Raw genomic sequence first — 17,962 nt, 5'->3', positions numbered from 1 at the left:
GGCCCGTGGCGCCATTGCCACGGGCCCGCCTCGGCGGTAGGGCGTCAGGATCGGCGCGGCGGGCCGAACCAGGTGGTGAGGGCCCGGCGCAGGGCCCGGGTGTCCGGGTCGGCGTCCGGGTCGGCCCCCCAGGCGACGTGGCCGTCGGGGCGGATCAGCAGCGCGGCCGGGGCGGCGACCTCGCTGCCGGGCGGGACGGGCCAGTACTCGTCCGCGCTCCGGGCCTCGACCAGGTCGACCCGATCCGACCAGTCCCGGACCACCTCCGCCAACTCCTCGCCGCCCCGCAGATCGAGCAGGACCGGGCGGGCGGCGTGCAACAACTCGTGGATCCGGCCGACGCCCTCGGACGTCTTGAGGTCGGCGTCGGGGACCCGCCGGCCCACCAGCGCGTGGTCCCCGTCGATCGGATACCGGATGTCCAGCGCCGTGAGCATGGCGCACAGATGCCGGTTGACGTCGTCGAACACGATGAGCGAGCCGAACACGTCGCGCAGCGCGTCCGTTTGCGGACCGGGTCGGGTCAGGGCCGACTGCGCCCGGGTGTTGTGCAGCACCCGCTCCGCGACCGGGTGGCGTTCGTCGTGGTAGGTGTCCAACAACTGCTCCGGCGCCCGGCCCAGTACCACCGAGGCGAGCTTCCAGCCGAGGTTGACCGCGTCCTGTACGCCCACGTTCAGTCCCTGCCCGCCGGCCGGGAAGTGGATGTGCGCGGCGTCGCCCGCGAGCAGCACCCGGCCGACCCGGTAGCGGGCCGCCTGCCGCGCGGCATCGCCGAACCGGGAGATCCACCGGGGGTTGCGCATGCCGTAGTCGGTGCCCGCGAGCTTGATCAGCGAGTCACGGAGCTGCTCGAACGTCGCCGGTTCGTCGCGATCCGCGACCCGGTCGTACGCGGACGTGATCACCCGGTACCAGCCCGGCTCGAAGCCGATCACCGAGAACTCGCCCTCCGGGCGACGCCGCGCCCAGATGTACTCCTCGTCCAGATCCGGGAGTTCGACGTCGCCGATCAGCGCGGTCATGGTGGCCGGCGTGCCGGGGAAGTCGATGCCGGCCAGCTTGCGCACCGTGCTGCGCCCGCCGTCGCAGCCCACCAGCCAGCGGGCGCGCAGCGTCGCGGACTCGTCCGTACCCAGCTCGACGCTCACCCCGGACTCGTCCTGGCGCAGCCCGGTCACCTCGGCCGATCGCCGCACCCGCACCCCGAGTTCGTCCGCCCACTCCTCCAGCAGCCGCTCGATGGTGGACTGCGTGATCATCAGCGGCAGGGGGTGCCGGGACTCGGACTCGTCGAAGTCCAGCCAGATGCCGGAGAAGTGGCCCACCGACTGGAGTTCGCCGAGCGCCAGGAACCGGTCCAGCACCCCGCGCTGGTCCAACACCTCCAGGGTGCGGGAGTGCATCCCGCCGGCGCGCGCCTCGCCCGTGCGGTCCGCGCGCCGCTCGACCACCGCCACGTCGACGCCCGCCAGCCGCAGTTCGCAGGCGAGCATCAAGCCCGTCGGCCCGGCGCCCGCGATCACCACGTCCGCGTCCATGCCGGTGTGTGCCACGTCGTCTCCCCCTGATATCACTGCGTCTCCAACCGGTCAGAGCGGGTTCACGCGGTACATCGGGAAGTACGACCCGATCCGGGCGTTCGCGTAGTCGTCGGCCAGCTCCGGCACCCGGTCGAAGTCGTAGATCACGTCGGACCCCTTCGGCGCGATCCAGCCCTCGGCCTCCTGGAAGTCGCGGATGCCCGGCGAGTCCGGCAGACGCCAGACGTGCGTGTTGATGAGCAGGTGCCGGCCGATGCTCTCCGCGCCGCGCAGATGCGACAGGCGCATCCCCGCCTTCCAGCCGCACGTGGTGACGACTCCCTCGCGGGCCAGCGCGGTCAGGGTGATGTCGTACAGGGGCTCGCCGATGTTGTCCACGAAGATCGCGACCCCGTGGCCGTCGCTGAGTTCGTTCACCAGCTCCAGGAACTCCCGCACCGACGTGCGCCGTCGCTGGTGCCGCTCGCGGTCCGTGCGTTCGGCGCGGGTGGGCAGCGAGAGGGCGGGGAACCGGCGGCGATCCACCGGGGTGATGCCGTTCTCGCGCAGGAAGGCGATCCGGTCGTCCGAGCCCGCCGTCATCGCCACCCGGAACCCGGCCCGCTTGGCCAGCATCAGTTCGGCGAAGGCCACGCCGCCGCCCCAGCCGAAGACCAGATGGTTCGCGGGGTCGTCTTCGGCCACCTGGGTGCGCCAACACCCGTACGCCTTCTGCCAGTTGTCCCACGCGGTGAAGTACCGCCCGTATGTGGTCCACTGCGGCAGCGAGTAGGCCGTACCGTCGGGGATGGGCAGCAGCAGCCGGGCGTCCATCTTCGTCCGCTTGGCCAGCAGGCCGATTGTGTGGGGACAGTCGTAGGCGTAGGCCAGTTCGGCGTAGCCGAAGCGGTCGAGCTTGCCGAACGGCATGAGCAGGCACAGGTCCCCTTCGCGGACCCGCACGTCCCGGCCGGCGGCGTTCACGTCGAGCACGCGCACCACGCCCAGGTTGCCCAGGACCACCGCGTCCTCACCGCGACTGCTGCACACGTCGATCGGTGAACGGGTCAGCGCGTGGTCCATGTTGGCCTCCCAGGAGCAGAGGATCGGCTCCACCAGCGCCTCACCCTCCTCCAGCGGGCCGAAGGCGAACCGATCGCGTTGCAACGCGCTCCCGGGACTGCCGTCGTGCGCACCGGTCATCGCACCGGAGCGCAGGACCCAGGCATCTGGCGAGTAGATGACAACCTCCTGTGATCGACTGTGTTGGCGAAGCCTGAAGCTCTAGAGGTCCACCCGGTAGCCCACCGACACCCCGCCCCATGCCTCGCCCGCGCCGTAGGCCACCGCTCCGAGTCGGCCCGCGGTGGGCAGGGATCCGGCCGTCAGTTCCTCGGCGAAGGCCAGTGGGATCGTCGCGGACGACGTGTTCCCGGAGTGCTCGATCCGATTCACGAACGGCACGCCGAGATGGGTGGTGAAGGTGCGGACCTGCTCCAGGATGCGGCCGTTCGCCTGGTGGCCGACCACGACGGTCGGCGCCGGACCGTGGTCGAAGAGATACTGCGCCGACTCCGTCATCCGGCGCACGGCGCGGTCGTACACCTGCATCCCGTCCAGGTGGATGCCGCCGCCGTCGAGTTCGCGCATCAGCGCCTCCTGGGCGCCGTCGCAGCCGGCCACCTGGCGAAATCCCTCGAACTCCGGGCGATCCGTGAGCAGTACGGCCGCGGCGCCGTCGGCGAAGATGCACGCCGTCTGCCGGTCCGTCCGGTCCACCATCCGGGACATGGCCTCCACCGAGCACAGCAGGACCGACCGCGCCGATCCCGCGTCGCACAACGAGAGCCCGGTGACCAGGCCGTAGACGAAGCCGCAACAGGCCGCGTTCATGTCGAACGTCAGCACCGAGGGCCCCAGCCCGACGAGTTGTGCGACCTTCTGCGCGATCCCGGGAACGCGCTGCGGCGACGAGGTGCTGACCACGATCAGGGCGCCGATCTCGGAGGAGTCCGCCATCGCCGTCACGATCGGTACGCACGCCTCCGCCGCCACCTCCGCCAACGGGGTCTCGTCCGGCAGCCAGGAGCGGGACGCGATGCCGCTGCGGCGCCGGATCCACTCGTCGGTGAGGCCGATCGACGTGAAGTGCTCGTTGTCGATCGTTCGGCCCGGCTTGGCGGTGGCGATGTCGACGATGCCCGCGCTCATCCCCGGTTCGCCAACTTCACGAAATAGGTGGTGAAATCGTCCAGGAAGGCGAAGCCCGCGGTCTCCTTCAGGTCGCCCTTGACCTGGAGCTCGCTCTCCAACTGCTGGTGCAACTCGACCAGGTCGAGGGAGTCGAGGTCGAGGTCGGCGATCGGCCGGGCGAGGTCGTCGGGACCCAACCCCGGGTCGCGCTCGCGCAGTTTGGCCAGCATGGTGTCCGCGATCCGGCTCTCGATGTCGCTCATGTCCTTCTCCGTTCTCCGTCCCCGGGGGGAACTACTCGGCCGCCAACCGGTACAGCACCTCGCCGGACTTGAGGATCGTGCCCACCGTCGCGGCGTGGGCCGTGATCCGTCCGCCGCGTTCCGCCTCGATCTCGGTACTGGCCTTGTCGGTCTCCACGACCGCGATCACGTCGCCGCGCTCGACCCGGTCGCCGACACCGGCGACCCACTCGATCAGCAGGGCCTCGCCGAGACCGTGGCCGAAGCCGGGAACCGGCATGTCCTCGGAGGAGTCGCTCACTTCGTCATCACCAGCACCTCGTCCTTGATCTCCTGCACACCGATCAGGTATTCGCTCTCGAAGTTCGCCGGGGGATAGATGCGGCGTTCGGGGGCCAGTCGGCGGATCGGGGCCCGGAGCGTGTCGAAGCCGCGCTCGGCCACCTCCGCGGCGATCTCGGCGCCGATGCCCACGTCCTTCGATCCCTCGTGCACGATCAGCAGCCGCCCGGTGCGGGTCACCGACTCCAGGACCGTGTCCATGTCGAGCGGGGCCACCCAGCGCAGGTCCACCACCTCGACGTCGACATCGGGGGCGAGGTCGTGCGCCGCCTCCAGTACCTCGTGGGTGATCGCGCCGAACGTGGCGATCGTCAGTTCCGTGCCGCGCCGGACGATCCGGGCCGCGGTCGGCGACCGCGCCGGCTCGGGGTCGCGCACGGGTGTGTCCCGCCGCCAGTACAGCCGGATCGGCTCGTACACCACCACGGGCGAGCCGAGCGTCACCGCGTGGCGCAACACCTGGTCGGCGTCCTCGCCGGTGGACGGGCACGCCACCGAGATGCCCGGGTAGCGGGCGAACAGCGCCTCGTTGGACTCGCTGTGGTGCTCGACGCCCCGGAAGCCCCCGCCGGTGGGGATGCGCACCACCAGGCTCGGGCTCACCTGCCCGTTCCACCGGTAGCCGATCCGGGACGCCTGGGTCACCAGCTGGTTGACCGCGGGATAGGTGAACCCGTCGAACTGGATCTCGCAGATCGGCACGAGACCGCTCATCGTCATGCCGACGGCCTGGCCCACGATGGTGGACTCGGCCAGCAGCGCGTCGCGTACCCGCTCCGCGCCGAAGCGCTCCCGCAGGCCCCGGGTCACCCGGAACACGCCGCCGAGGCGGCCGATGTCCTCGCCGAGAAGCAGCAGTGCCGGCTCGTGTTCGAGCAGGTCGGCAAGGGTCGCGTTGATCGACTCCGCGAAGGTGGGGGTCCGCACGGTGCTCGTCTCGACGGTGCTCGTCACGCGTACTCCTTCATCAACCGTTCGCGCATCTCCCGTACCTCGGTCTCGACACCCTCGAGCCACGCGGCGTCCACCACGCCCAGGCCGTTCAGCCGGGCCGCGTACGAGGTCACCGGATCCGCGGCCAGGCTGCGCGCGATGTCGTCGCGGGTGCGGTAGACCTCCTGCGAGTCGGTGGTCGTGTGGCCGCGGATGCGGCCGACCTGGATCTCGACCAGATAGGGCGCGCGTTCGCCGCGAATGTGGGCGGCGGCCCGCGAGCACGCGGAGAACACGGTTTCCGGATCCCGACCCGAGATTCGGACCGACTCGATCCCGAAGCCCCGGGCCCGCTCGGCCACCGAGGTGCGCATCTGCTCCTCGGCCGGCTTCGAGATGGCCCAGCCGTTGTTCTGGCACACGAACAGCACGGACGCCGACTCCACGGCGGCCAGGTTCAGCGCCTCCGACATGTCGCCCTCGCTGGTGGCCCCGTCGCCCACGTAGACGACGACGAAGTCCTCCCGCCCCTGGAGGCGTTGCCCGATCGAATAGCCCACCCCGTGCAGGGTCTGCGCGGCCAGGACCAGCGTGTAGGGGAAGAACCGCAACCGAAACGGATCCCAGCCGCAGAAGGTGCGGCCGGCCCACTGCGCCAGCAACTCGTCCGGCGCCACGCCCCGAAGCAGTGCGATGGCGTGCTCGCGGTAGGTGGGAAAGACCGTTGCCTCGGGGCCCACGGCGAGCGCGGAGCCCACCTGCGCGGCCTCGTGCCCCTGCCCCGAAGCCCACAGGATGAGCCCGCCCTGCTTCTGGAGCCGATGCGCCTCCTCGTCGAGACCTCTCGCCACGAGCATGTGGCGCAACAACGACCGCCGTGTGTCGTCGTGCAATTCGGTCGCGTACTCGTACTCGGATTCCGACTTCAAGACCATGGATCACCAGCCGTAGGTTCGTCGATGAGCTTTCTGTCGTCGTATCGCGGTATCGCGCGCAACATCCCGGCGACCTCCGGGTGACGGCGAACCGTACGTCGGCGGTCGGGGTGCGGCTTTTCCGGCATTTCCCCGCCCGGGAGATCGGGCCTCGGCGGGCCGACCGCGCAGACCCGTAATCGACTGCGCGCTCTCGATCGCCTCCGGGGAGGAGATTGGCAGAACCCGAATTCGAGCAGACCCGTCCACGGGCCGATGCCCGGTCATGGTGGCACAGAACTCGGTGGGGTACAGGCCCGATGGATGCCCGGGAGGTCGTCGCTCCCGCAGCCCCTGTTCGGCGCGCCCGTCGCCATTGTGACGTGGGCGGTCGGGTCCTACGGTGTGGCCTCGGAACCGCGATGCGGCCGGCGGATGCCGGGTGTCCCGTCGACGGGACGACGCCGAACGGTGAACCCGCGTCCCGGCCCGCGACGAGCGATATCGAGTCGCCCGGCGACGGGCGAGGGTTGTGAAATGGTGTGCGCCTCGGCCGAATTGCCCACCGTGTCGCCCCATGATCACCCGGGGCGGCTCGGTCGCGGCATTCATCGATTCCCAGTTGTGACGCGACGATTAAGGATGGTGCCCGTGAGCACGAACCCCTTCGACGACGAGGACGGCCGTTTCCAGGTCCTGGTCAACGCCGAGGAACAGCACTCCCTGTGGCCGGTGTTCGCCGACGTCCCGGAGGGCTGGCGGGTGGTCTTCGGCGAGGCGAGCCGGGCCGAATGCCTGGAATACGTCGAGCGGAACTGGACCGACCTGCGCCCGAAGAGCCTGCGGGAGGCCATGGCGGCGGACCGGTGATCCTGCGGGGAAAGCGGGTCGCCCTGCCACCGAATCCCGTCGTGCACCGGCAATTCGAGGCGCACGCGCGGACCACCCCCGACGCCGTCGCCGTGCGCTGGGCCGACCGGGAGGTGACGTACGCCGAACTCGACGCGCGCGCCAACCGGTTCGCCCGCCTGCTGCTCGCGCGCGGACACGGCCGGGGCGCGAAGGTCGGCCTGTGCCTCGACTACTCGATCGACCTGCTCGTCGCCATCCTCGGCACGCTCAAGGCGGGCGCGGCCTACGTCCCGCTCGACCCGGCCTACCCGGAGGCGCGACTGCGGCTGCTGCTGGGCCAGGTCCCCGATCTCGCCATGATCGTGGCCTCCCCGGCGACGTTCGCCCACGTCGAGTCGGCGTCCGTCGAGGTCGTCGTCTTCGAGGAGCTGGCCGACTACCTCGCCGGGCTCGCCGGCACCGCCCCCGACGTCGCGGTCACCGGGGACGACGTGTGCTACGCGGTCTTCACGTCCGGGTCCACCGGTACGCCGAAGCTGACCGCGGTGCGGCACGAGGGCTGGTTCAACCTGTTGAACTGGCTGATGCTCGAATACGGCCTGAACCGCGAGTCGGACAACCTGGTGGTCAGCGCGTTCGGGTTCGACCTGTCGCAACGCAGCCTGATGATGCCGCTGTTCTGCGGCGCCACCCAACACCTTTTGGCCAGCCGCAACTTCGATGCCGCCATGGCCTATCGGCTGCTGAACCGACACGGGATCCGGGTCGTGCACTGCGCCTCCAGCACGCTGTATCTGCTGGTGGACTGGGAGACGGCGCGCAAGGGCGACGCGCTGACCCGGCTGGACTACGTGATCTTCGGCGGCGAGCCGCTGCACGTGGAGCGGCTCGCGCACTGGATGCGACGCGAGGGCAACACCTGCACCCTCCTGCACCAGTACGGGGTCGCCGAGTGCACCGACGTCGCGTCGTCGTACGACCTGGCCGACTACCGGCCGGGTGAACACGACATCGCACCCGTCGGCAGACCGGCGTACAACACCGACCTGCACATCGTCGACGAGCGCATGCGGGGCGTCGCGGCGGGCGAGTACGGCGAGATCCTGATCGCCGGCACCAGCGTCGGCGCGGGCTACCTCAACGGCACCGGGCCCGAATCCGAACGGTTCACCACGATCGAGGTGGACGGCGAACCGCGCCGGGTGTACCGCACGGGCGACCGCGGCCACGTCGACTCGAACGGCGATCTGGTCATCGCCGGCCGGATGGACGCGCAGGTCAAGGTGCGCGGGATGCGCATCGACCCCACCGACATCGAGCGTGCGCTCGGCCGGCTGCCCGGCGTCCGGCAGGCCGCCGTGGCGGTCGCGCACACCGACTCGGGCGACGTCGAGCTGATCGCGTTCCTCGTCCCGATCGGCGACGACCTCGCCGAGGACGACGTGCGCGCCGGTCTTTTGGCGACGTTGCCGCGAAACATGGTTCCGGCCCGGTTCGTCAACACCGCGCGGATTCCGCTGAGTCCGCACGGGAAGGTGGATCGGCCGGCGCTGGTCCGGGAGTTCCGGAGGAATTTCGCCGACAGCGGCACCCCGGCATAGTCGACGGACCTTGATGACAACCGAGAGGACCTGTGATGATTGCCGAAAGAGTGCTGTCCATCTGGCGTCGGGAACTCCGGCGCGACGACATTTCCGTCGACGACAATTTCTTCACCCTCGGCGGCCAATCCGTGATTATGGCCGGGATTCAGGGTGCGTTCATCGAGGAGCTGGACGTCGAGGTTCCGATGGACCAGTTGTTCCTCAATCCGACGGTGTCGTCGATCTCCGCGTACATCGAATCCATGGGCGCGACGACCTCATAGCGTCACCCGGTCGTTCCGGCGGCCACGACGACTTTCCGGCTGCGGCCGCTTCGGGATCCAGATAACCACCAAGTGAGAGAGGCACCATGTACGACGTCATTGTCATCGGTGCCCGTTGCGCGGGTTCGCCAGCGGCCATGTTGTTCGCGCGTCAAGGATATCGAGTCCTGCTCCTGGAGAAGGCACGATTCCCCCTGGACACGCTGTCCTCGCATTACATCCACCAGCCGGGAGTGGCGCTGCTCGGTCGCTGGGGGCTGCTCGACGACCTCCGCGCCGCGGGTTGCCCGCCGATCAACCACGAGAGCTACGACGGGCCCGGGGTGCGACTGGACGGCTTCTCGCTGCCGGTCGACGGCTACCGGACGACCTACGCGCCCAGGCGGTTCGTACTCGACCCGATCCTGGCGCGGGGAGCGGTGGCGTCGGGTGTGGACTTCCGGGAGTCCTGCGCGGTCACCGACCTGATCTTCGAAGACGATCGGGTGGTCGGGGTGCGGTACACCACGCCCGAGGGCACCGAGGCAACGGACCGGGCCCGGCTGGTGATCGGCGCGGACGGCATGCGCTCGCTGGTGGCCCGCAAGGTCGGCGCCCAAAACGTCGTCGAGCACCCGCGGGCGACCTGCGTCTACTACAGCTACTGGGCCGATGTGCCGTCGAGCTTCGAGCTGTTCGAGCGGCCGGGGCGCTGGATCGCCGCCATCCCGACCAACGACGACCTCACGCTGATCATGACCTACTTCCCGCAGGACGAGTTCCCCACCGTCCGCACCGCGGTGGAGCCCGCCTACCTGGAGGCCGTCCGCACCACCAACCCCGTGCTGTTCGAGCGGATGGCGGCGGGCAAGCGCGTGGAGCAGATGTACGGCACGGGGCACCAGGAGAACTACTTCCGCAAGGCATACGGGCCCGGGTGGGTCCTGCTGGGCGACGCGGTGCACCACAAGGACTCGATCACCGCCCGCGGGATCACCGACGCCTTCATCCAGGCTCAGACGCTCGTCGACCACATCGGCGACGGCCTGCACGACGACGCCGTGCTCAAGCGGGCGTTGCGGCGTTACGAGAACGACCTGAACAACAACTTCCTCAACCTCTACCAGGGCGTGCTCAACGTGGCCGAGCTCAAGCCCGAGGGGCGCACGGAGATGTTGCGCAAACTGGTCGGCCACCAGGACCTGATCGACCGCTACTTCTCCACGGTCTCGGGTGCGTGCTCCCTCGACGACTTCTATAACGCCGACCTCTTGACGGTGCTCGATCAGAACTGAGTGGCGGATTGCTCCTGTGTAGTTCCGCTGATTTGGAGACACAATGATTCCGTTGTCGTTCGCGCAGCGTCGGCTGTGGTTCGTGGACCGCTTCGAAGGCCCCTCGCCGACCTACAACGGCGCGTTCGCGCTGCGGCTGACCGGCGAACTGGACGTTGCCGCACTGGAGTCGGCGCTTCGCGACGTCGTCGACAGGCACGAGGTCCTGCGCACGGTGATCGTCGAGGACGACGACGGGGTCCCCCATCAGGTGGTGCTGCCCGCCGATCACGAGCCGTTTCGCCTGCCGGTCGTCGAGGTCGCCGAGGAGGGGCGGGCGGCGGCGGTCGACGCGGTGGCCACGAAGTGCTTCGACCTGGCGGCCGACGTGCCGATCCGGGCCGAGTTGGTGCGGTGCGGACCGCGCGAACACACGCTGGTGGTGGTGGCGCACCACATCGCCGTGGACGGGGAGTCGTTCGGGCCGCTGTTCCGCGACCTGACCACGGCCTTCGCGGCGCGTCGCGCGGGCGCGGCACCGGTGTGGGAGGCGCTGCCGGTGCAGTACGCGGACTACACGCTGTGGCAGCGCGACGTGCTCGGCGAGGAGTCCGACCCGGAGAGCCTGGCGGCCCGGCAACTGGCCTACTGGCGCGAGGGGTTGGCCGACATGGCGCAGCCGCTGGCGCTGCCCACGGACCGGCCGCGGCCGCGGATGATGAGCGCGCGCGGCGACGCGGTCGGGTTCGCCATCGACCCCGACCTGCTCCGCTCCGTGGAGAAGCTGGCCGCGCAGGCGGACACCACGGTCTCGATGGTCATGCACTCCGCGCTCGCGGTGCTGCTGCACCACCTCGGCTGCGGCGACGACGTGCCCATCGGCGCCCCGATCGCGGGCCGCACCGACGAGGAACTGCGGGACCTGGTCGGCTTCTTCGTCAACACCTGGGTGCTGCGCGTCGACCTGTCCGGGAACCCGACCTTCGGCGAACTGCTGGGGCGGGTGCGGGATCGGGCGCTGGCCGCCTACGACAACCAGGACATGCCGTTCGAGCGGCTGGTGGAACTGCTCAACCCGGACCGGTCCACCGCCTACAACCCGTTCTTCCAGGTGATGCTCTCCTGGCAGCCGCCGGTGCCGGCGCTGACCATCCCCGGTCTGGAGGTGCGCGCCGAGCGGCTGGAGACCCGAACCGCCAAGTTCGACCTGTTCTTCGACCTGCTCCCCGACGCCTCGGGCGGGGCGCGGTGCCGACTGGAGTACCGCACCGACCTGTTCGACCGGGACACGGTCGAAACCCTCGCGGGGCGGTTCGTGCGCGTGCTGGGCCGACTCGCCGCCGACGCGGAGCGCGGGATCGGCGGGATCGACGTGCTGGACGAGGCCGAGCGGGAGCGGCTGCTCGGCACGTTCAACGACACCGCCACGACCCCGACCGCGCTGACCGTCCCGGAGCTGTTCGAAACCCAGGTGGCGACGACACCGGACGCCCCGGCGATCGTGTGCGACGAGCGCACGCTGACCTATCGCGAACTGGACGAGCGGGCCAACGCCGTCGCGTGGGAGCTGATCCGGCGCGGCGCCGGGCCCGAGGACCTGGTGGTGCTGGCCCTGCCGCGCACCGAGGACCTGGTGGTCGGCCTGCTCGGGATCCTCAAGTCCGGTGCCGGATACGTGCCGATGGACCCGCAGTACCTGGGCGGGCGGGCGCAGACGGTGCTCGCCGAGGCCGGGCCGCGATTCGCGGTCACCGACACGCGGACGTGGCCCAACATGCCGGCCAACGACATCTCGACCGTGGACCTGGACCGGCGGGCGCAGTGGGACACGCCCGCGGGGGCGCCGGACGACGCGCGCCGGATCTCGCCGTTGGCGCCGGACCACCTGGCGTACGTGATGTACACCTCCGGTTCCACCGGCAAGCCCAAGGGTGCCGCGATCACCCACCGCAACGTGGTCAACGGCGTGCGGGAGCTGGTCCGCGTGCTGGACGCGCCGCCCGGATGGCGGATGTTGGCCGGCACCTCGGTCAACTTCGACGTCTCGGTCTTCGAACTGCTGACCACCCTGTCCACCGGCGGCACGGCCGAGGTGGTGCCCAACGCGCTGGCCCTGGCCGAACGGCCCGGCTGGGCGGGCCACGTGATCAGCGCGGTCCCCTCGGTGCTCGGCGAGCTGGTCGGCCACCTGGAGAAGACCACCGACGTGCGCACGGTCGTCTTCGCGGGCGACATCCTCCCGGCCCGGCTGGTACGCCAGGTGCGCGAGGCGCTGCCCGGTGTGCAGGTCGTCAACTCCTATGGGCAGAGCGAGAGTTTCTACGCCACCACGTTCTCCCTCGGCGGATCCGAGGAGTGGACGGACGGCGAGGTCGCGCCGATCGGCACCCCCCTGGGCAACATGCGCGCCTACGTGCTCGGCCCGGGACTCGCCCCGGTGCCGCAGGGCGTGGTCGGCGAGTTGTACGTGGTGGGCACCTGCCTCGGGCGCGGCTACCACGGCCGCCCGGGCCTGACCGCCGAGCGGTTCGTGGCCAACCCGTTCGGCCCGGCGGGCGAGCGCATGTATCGCACCGGCGACCTGGCCCGGTGGAACGCGCGCGGGCAGCTGGAATGCCTGGGGCGCGGCGACGGCCAGGTGAAGGTGCGCGGCTTCCGGATCGAGACCGCCGAGGTCGAGGCGGCCTGCGCGGCGCACCCCGGGATCGGCGAGGCGGTGGTGGTCGCCCGCGAGGTGCCCGGCGGCGGCCGTCGACTGGTCGCGTACGTGGTGCACACCGAAGGCGAACGTGTCGGCGACGACGGCGCCGGCGGCATCGGCGACGTGGACGTACAGTCCGGTGCCTCGGCCGCCGAGCTGCGCAGGTTCGTCGCGGCCCGGCTGCCCGACTACATGGTGCCGTCGGCCTTCGTGGTGCTCGGCCGCATGCCGCTGGGACCGACCGGCAAACTGGATCGCTCGGCGCTGCCCGAACCGGAGTTCGTCGGCGAGACCTACCGGGAACCGCGCACCGAGGCCGAGGCGATCATCGCCGCGGCATACGCGGACGTGCTCGGCGTGGAGCGCGTCGGCATCGACGACGACTTCTTCGCGGTCGGCGGGGACAGCCTGCGCTCGATCCAGGTGGTGGCCCGGACCCGGGCCCGGGGCCTGGAGCTGACCACGCGGGAGATCTTCGAGTGCCGTACGGCGGCCCGACTCGCCGAGGTGGCGACCGCGCGACGGGACACGATCCCGGTGCTCGCGGAGCACGAGGGCGGCGGCGTCGGCCCGATGCCGTTGCAGCCGGTGGCCCGGCAGGTGTTCGAACACGGCGGCGGGATCGACCGGTTCGCCATGTCGATCGCCCTGGAACTGCCCGCCGGCATCGACGAGAGCGGCCTGGCGGCGACGCTGGACGCGGTACTGGACCGGCACGACCTGCTGCGCGCGCGACTGGTGCGCGACGACGACGAATCCTCCCTCGTGGTCCGCCCGCGGGGCGCGGTGCGGGCGGCGGAGTTGATCCGCCGGGTTCCGTGCGACGGCCGGTGGGACGAGCCGAAGCTGCTCGACCTGGCGCGGACGGAACTGGACGAGGCGACCGGACGCCTGGACCCGCGGGCCGGGACCATGGCGGACTTCGTCTGGTTCGCCGCCGAGTCGGGCGCCGGCCGACTGCTCGTGGTGCTGCACCACCTCGTGGTGGACGGCGTGTCCTGGCGGATCCTGATGGCCGACCTCGCCGAGGCGTGGCAGCAGGTCCGCTCCGGCCGCACGCCCGAACTGCCCGCCGTCGGCACCTCGGCCCGCCGCTGGGCGTCGGCCCTGGCGGACGAGGCGCTGAGTCCGGAGCGGGAAGCCGAACTGGCGTTTTGGCGCGACATGTTGGAGGCGCCGAACCCCCCGCTGGGCACCCGCGCGTTCGACCCCGCGGTGGATGTGATGGCCACGCTCGACAGCGTCCGGGTGCAGGTGCCCGCCGACGTCACCGAGGCGGTGCTGACCACGCTCCCCGCGGCCTTCAAGGGCACCGGGACCGATGTACTGCTCGCCGCGCTCGCCCTGGCGGTCAACCGGTGGCAGGGCGCGGAGCGCTCCACCCTGGTCCGGTTGGAGGGACACGGCCGCGAGGAGGACGTGGTCCCCGGCGCCGACCTGTCGCGCACCGTCGGCTGGTTCACCAGCATGTATCCGGCCCGGGTCGACGTGCGGGGCGTGGACCCGGCCGAGGTGTCGGCCGGCGGTTCCGCCGTCGCGCGGGCGATCAAGCTGGTCAAGGAGCAGCTGCGCGCCATCCCCGACAAGGGCGTGGGATTCGCCCTGCTGCGTCACCTCAACCCGGAGACCGCCGAACAACTGGCCGAACTCCCGGTGCCGCAGATCGGGTTCAACTACCTCGGCCGGGTCTCCGACGCCGACGTGCCCGAACACCTGCGCGCGCAGGGGTGGGGACCGGCGTCGTCCTGGTCCGCCGAACTGGTCCCGACACCCGACCCGGACCTGCCCGCGCTGTCCGCCCTGGAGGTCAGCGCGGTCGCCACCGACACCCCCGACGGCACCCGACTGCAGGCCGCCCTCATGTTCCCCACCGGGCTGCTCACCCGCGAACGCGTCGCCGAACTGGCCGAGCTGTGGGTGGAGATGTTGCGCGGGATGGCCGCGCACGCCGCGCAGTCGGCGATCGGCGGCCTGACGCCGTCGGACAACCCGCTGGTCACGGTGGGACAGGACGAGATCGAGACCTGGGAGGAGCGCTACGGCCGACTGGCCGAGGTGTGGCCGATGCCCCCGTCGCAGTCCGGCATCCTGTTCCAGGCGGCGCTCGCCGACGGCTCCTTCGACGTCTACCACATGCAGTTCGTGCTGCACCTGTCCGGGCACGTGGACCCGGAGCGCACCCGGGCGGCCGGGCAGGCACTGCTCTCCCGCTACCCGAACCTGCGCTCCGCGTTCCTGACCGGAGCCGGCGGCGAGCCGATCCAGGTCGTGCCGGAACACGTCGACATCCCCTGGCGGCACATCGACCTGACCGACCGCGACGAGGCCGAACAGGATGCCGAGCTGGACCGGTTCCTCGCCGCGGACCGGGTCGACCAACTCGATCCCGTCCGGCCGCCGCTGCTGCGCCTGGCCCTGCTCACCTGCGGGCCGAAGCGGGCCAAGCTGGTGATCACGGCGCACCACGCGCTGTTCGACGGCTGGTCGTCGCCGTCGGTGATCACGGACCTGATCCGGCTCTACTCCGGCGCCCACGAGATGACGCCGGTCCGCGGCTACGGCGATTACCTGGCCTGGCTGGCCGCGCGGGACCGGGAGGCGTCGGCCGCCGCGTGGGCCGCGGAGCTGGCCGGATTCGACCGGCCGACCCTGGTGGCCCCGAGCACCGCGTTGCGCGAGACGGCGTCGGCCCTGGGCCGGATCGAGGTACCGCTGTCGATCGACAAGGGCCGCGAACTGGCCCGCCGCGCAGCCGAACTCGGGGTCACGCTGAACACGCTCCTCCAGGCCGCGTGGGCGATCCTGCTCGCCAAGCTCACCGGACGGCAGGACGTGGTGTTCGGCGCCGCCGTCAACGGTCGCCCGGCGGACCTGCTCGGCTCCGACGAGATGGTCGGCCTGTTCATCAACACCCTGCCGATCCGGGTCCCGTGCCGACCCGACCAGCGTGTCGCCGACGTGGTCACCGAGTTGCAGCGGCGCCAGACCGCACTGCTCGACCACAACCACTACGGGCTGGCCGACATCCAGCGCGGCGTCGGACTGCCCGCCCTGTTCGACACCATCGTGGTCTTCCAGTCCTATCCGATCGACCGCGAGGGCATGATCGAGGCGAACACCTCCGCAGGCTTCTCCATCGACGCCATCCGGCCGTTCGCGGGCTCGCACTACCCGCTCACGCTCAACGCCTCCGACCCCTACCTGCGACTGTCCCTCGACTACCAGAACCACCTCTACGACCGCGCCGCGGCCGAGGAGGTCGCCGCCCGGCTCGTGCGGGTGCTGGAGCAGGTGCTCGCCGACCCGACCGTGCCGATCGGCGCCGTCGACGTGCTGGCGGCCGACGAGCGGGACCGGCTGGTGCGCCGGGTCAACGACACGGCGCACCCGGTGGCCGCCGACACCCTGCCGGGCGCGTTCGAGGCCCAGGTGGCGCGGGAGCCCGACCGGATCGCGCTGATCGGCGACCGGGAGACGCTGACCTACGACGAGTTCAACCGGCGGGCCAATCGACTGGCGCACTGGCTGATCGTCCAGGGCGCGGGCCCCGAGCGCACCGTCGCGGTACGCATCCCACGGTCGGTGGACCTGATGGTGGCGATCTACGCCGTGGTCAAGGCCGGTGCGGGCTACCTCCCCGTGGACACCGACCTGCCCGAGGACCGGGTGCGGCACGTACTGGACAGCGCGAAGCCGCTTCTGGTGCTCGACGGGACGCTCCCGGACGTCTCCGGATACCCGGTGGTCGACCCCGAGCGCACGCTGTCGCCCGACAACGCCGCCTACGTCATCTACACCTCCGGATCCACCGGCGGCCCCAAGGGCGTACAGGTGTCGCACCGGTCGATCATGAACCGGCTCAAGTGGGGCTTGGCGCACTTCGACGTCGACGAACGGGACCGGGTGCTGCTCAGTACCTCCGCGAGCTTCGACGTGTCGGTGCCCGAACTGTTCGCCCCCCTCCAGGTCGGCGCCGCCGTGGTGATCGCCCGTCCCGACGGGCGCCGGGACCCGGCCTATCTGGCCGAGTTGATCCGGCGCGAGAAGGTGACCGGAGCCGACTTCGTGCCCTCCCTCCTGGAGGCGTTCGTCGCCGAACCCTCGGCCCGGGCGTGCACGAGCCTGCGCTGGATCGAGGTCGCCGGCGAGGCGTTCCCGGCCACGCTCGCGAACAAGACGGTCGACCTGCTGCCCGACTGCGGGGTGCACAACCTCTACGGGCCCACCGAGGCGGCCGTCGAGGTCACCGCCTGGCAACACGTGCCCGGCGCGGAACGGGTCCCGATCGGCGCACCGGTGTGGAACACGCAGGTGTACGTGCTGGACGCGGCACTGCGCCCGGTCGCGCCCGGCGTCGCGGGGGAGCTGTACCTGGCCGGCGCCGGCCTCGCCCGGGGCTACCTCGGCCGCACCGACCTGACCGCGCACCGCTTCGTCGCCTGCCCGTACGGCGCCCCGGGAAGCCGGATGTACCGCACCGGCGACCTGGTGCGCTGGAACGAGGACAGCCAGGTCGAATACCTCGGTCGCACCGACTTCCAGGTCAAGGTGCGCGGCTTCCGGATCGAGCTGGGCGAGATCGAGGCGGCGCTGACCGCGCATCCCGACGTCGACCACGCGGTGGTCGTGGTGCGCGAGGAGCGCGCCGGCGATCAGCGGTTGGTCGCCTACGTCGTCCCGGGCAAGGATCCGGGCACCGCGCAGGCGCCGGACCTCGACCTCGCCGCGCTGACCGACCTGGCCCGGGAACGGCTGCCGGAGTACATGGTCCCCTCGGCCATCGTGCCGCTCGCCGAGTTCCCCACGACGGCGAGCGGAAAGCTCGACCGCAAGGCCCTGCCCGTGCCCGAGCAGACCGAGGTCGCCGTCGGACGCGGGCCGCGCAACCCGAGGGAGGAAGTGCTCTGCCGGTTGTTCGCCGAACTGCTCGGTGTGGAGGAGATCGGCATCGACGTCGACTTCTTCGAACACGGCGGGCACTCGCTGCTGGCCACCCGGCTGACCGGTCGCATCCGCAACGAACTCGACGTCGACGTGAAAGTCACGACGGTATTCCGCAATCCGACCGTCGCCAAGCTGGCGGAGAGCCTCGGCGAATCGACCGCTTCCAGCCGCCCGCAGCTGCGCCCGATGACCACATAG

At 70.9% G+C, this 17,962-nt stretch carries 12 protein-coding genes; 5 read left to right on the top strand and 7 right to left on the bottom strand.

Annotated elements, in window-relative coordinates:
- Nucleotides 1-44 precede the first annotated feature (44 nt).
- From ACFRCG_RS07940 to ACFRCG_RS07910, 7 genes are all read right to left on the bottom strand, one after another.
- On the bottom strand, nucleotides 45-1,556 hold the full coding sequence (locus ACFRCG_RS07940) for an FAD-dependent monooxygenase (protein WP_380029917.1): 1,512 nt from the start codon (nucleotides 1,554-1,556) through the stop codon (nucleotides 45-47).
- 36 nt (nucleotides 1,557-1,592) lie between these two features.
- Nucleotides 1,593-2,726: a zinc-binding alcohol dehydrogenase family protein gene (locus ACFRCG_RS07935; protein WP_380029916.1), complete on the bottom strand. Its 1,134-nt coding sequence runs from the start codon at nucleotides 2,724-2,726 to the stop codon at nucleotides 1,593-1,595.
- Between the two features lie 81 nt (nucleotides 2,727-2,807).
- Entirely contained in the window at nucleotides 2,808-3,734 is a 927-nt protein-coding gene (locus ACFRCG_RS07930) for a ketoacyl-ACP synthase III (RefSeq protein WP_380029915.1), read from the bottom strand.
- Nucleotides 3,731-3,979, bottom strand: a complete 249-nt coding sequence (locus ACFRCG_RS07925) for a phosphopantetheine-binding protein (protein WP_380029914.1) — start codon at nucleotides 3,977-3,979, stop codon at nucleotides 3,731-3,733. Before ACFRCG_RS07925 ends, ACFRCG_RS07930 begins: the two co-directional genes overlap by 4 nt.
- A gap of 31 nt (nucleotides 3,980-4,010) precedes the next feature.
- Nucleotides 4,011-4,259: a biotin/lipoyl-containing protein gene (locus ACFRCG_RS07920; protein WP_379997784.1), complete on the bottom strand. Its 249-nt coding sequence runs from the start codon at nucleotides 4,257-4,259 to the stop codon at nucleotides 4,011-4,013.
- Nucleotides 4,256-5,254 (bottom strand): alpha-ketoacid dehydrogenase subunit beta, encoded by a 999-nt coding sequence (locus ACFRCG_RS07915; RefSeq protein ID WP_380029913.1) that lies wholly within the window; start codon nucleotides 5,252-5,254, stop codon nucleotides 4,256-4,258. Before ACFRCG_RS07915 ends, ACFRCG_RS07920 begins: the two co-directional genes overlap by 4 nt.
- Nucleotides 5,251-6,162, bottom strand: coding sequence for a thiamine pyrophosphate-dependent dehydrogenase E1 component subunit alpha (locus ACFRCG_RS07910; RefSeq protein ID WP_380029912.1), 912 nt, complete (start codon nucleotides 6,160-6,162; stop codon nucleotides 5,251-5,253). The genes ACFRCG_RS07915 and ACFRCG_RS07910 overlap by 4 nt, the downstream gene beginning before the upstream one ends.
- Nucleotides 6,163-6,789: 627 nt before the next feature.
- Here ACFRCG_RS07910 and ACFRCG_RS07905 point away from each other — a divergent pair.
- From ACFRCG_RS07905 to ACFRCG_RS07885, 5 genes are all read left to right on the top strand, one after another.
- Entirely contained in the window at nucleotides 6,790-7,017 is a 228-nt protein-coding gene (locus ACFRCG_RS07905) for an MbtH family protein (protein ID WP_380029911.1), read from the top strand.
- A gap of 41 nt (nucleotides 7,018-7,058) precedes the next feature.
- A complete protein-coding gene (locus ACFRCG_RS07900; protein ID WP_380029910.1) occupies nucleotides 7,059-8,600 on the top strand; it encodes an amino acid adenylation domain-containing protein in 1,542 nt (513 codons plus the stop codon).
- Between the two features lie 35 nt (nucleotides 8,601-8,635).
- Nucleotides 8,636-8,866, top strand: a complete 231-nt coding sequence (locus ACFRCG_RS07895; protein WP_379997774.1) for an acyl carrier protein — start codon at nucleotides 8,636-8,638, stop codon at nucleotides 8,864-8,866.
- An 86-nt stretch (nucleotides 8,867-8,952) separates the two neighbouring features.
- Nucleotides 8,953-10,140 (top strand): NAD(P)/FAD-dependent oxidoreductase, encoded by a 1,188-nt coding sequence (locus tag ACFRCG_RS07890; protein ID WP_379997772.1) that lies wholly within the window; start codon nucleotides 8,953-8,955, stop codon nucleotides 10,138-10,140.
- A 43-nt stretch (nucleotides 10,141-10,183) separates the two neighbouring features.
- A complete protein-coding gene (locus tag ACFRCG_RS07885; RefSeq protein ID WP_380029909.1) occupies nucleotides 10,184-17,962 on the top strand; it encodes an amino acid adenylation domain-containing protein in 7,779 nt (2,592 codons plus the stop codon).

Source organism: Embleya sp. NPDC056575, assembly GCF_042793325.1.
Lineage (GTDB): Bacteria > Actinomycetota > Actinomycetes > Streptomycetales > Streptomycetaceae > Embleya.
The sequence above is the reverse complement of the archived record's forward strand: the minus strand, read 5'-3'. Positions and strand labels throughout refer to the sequence as shown.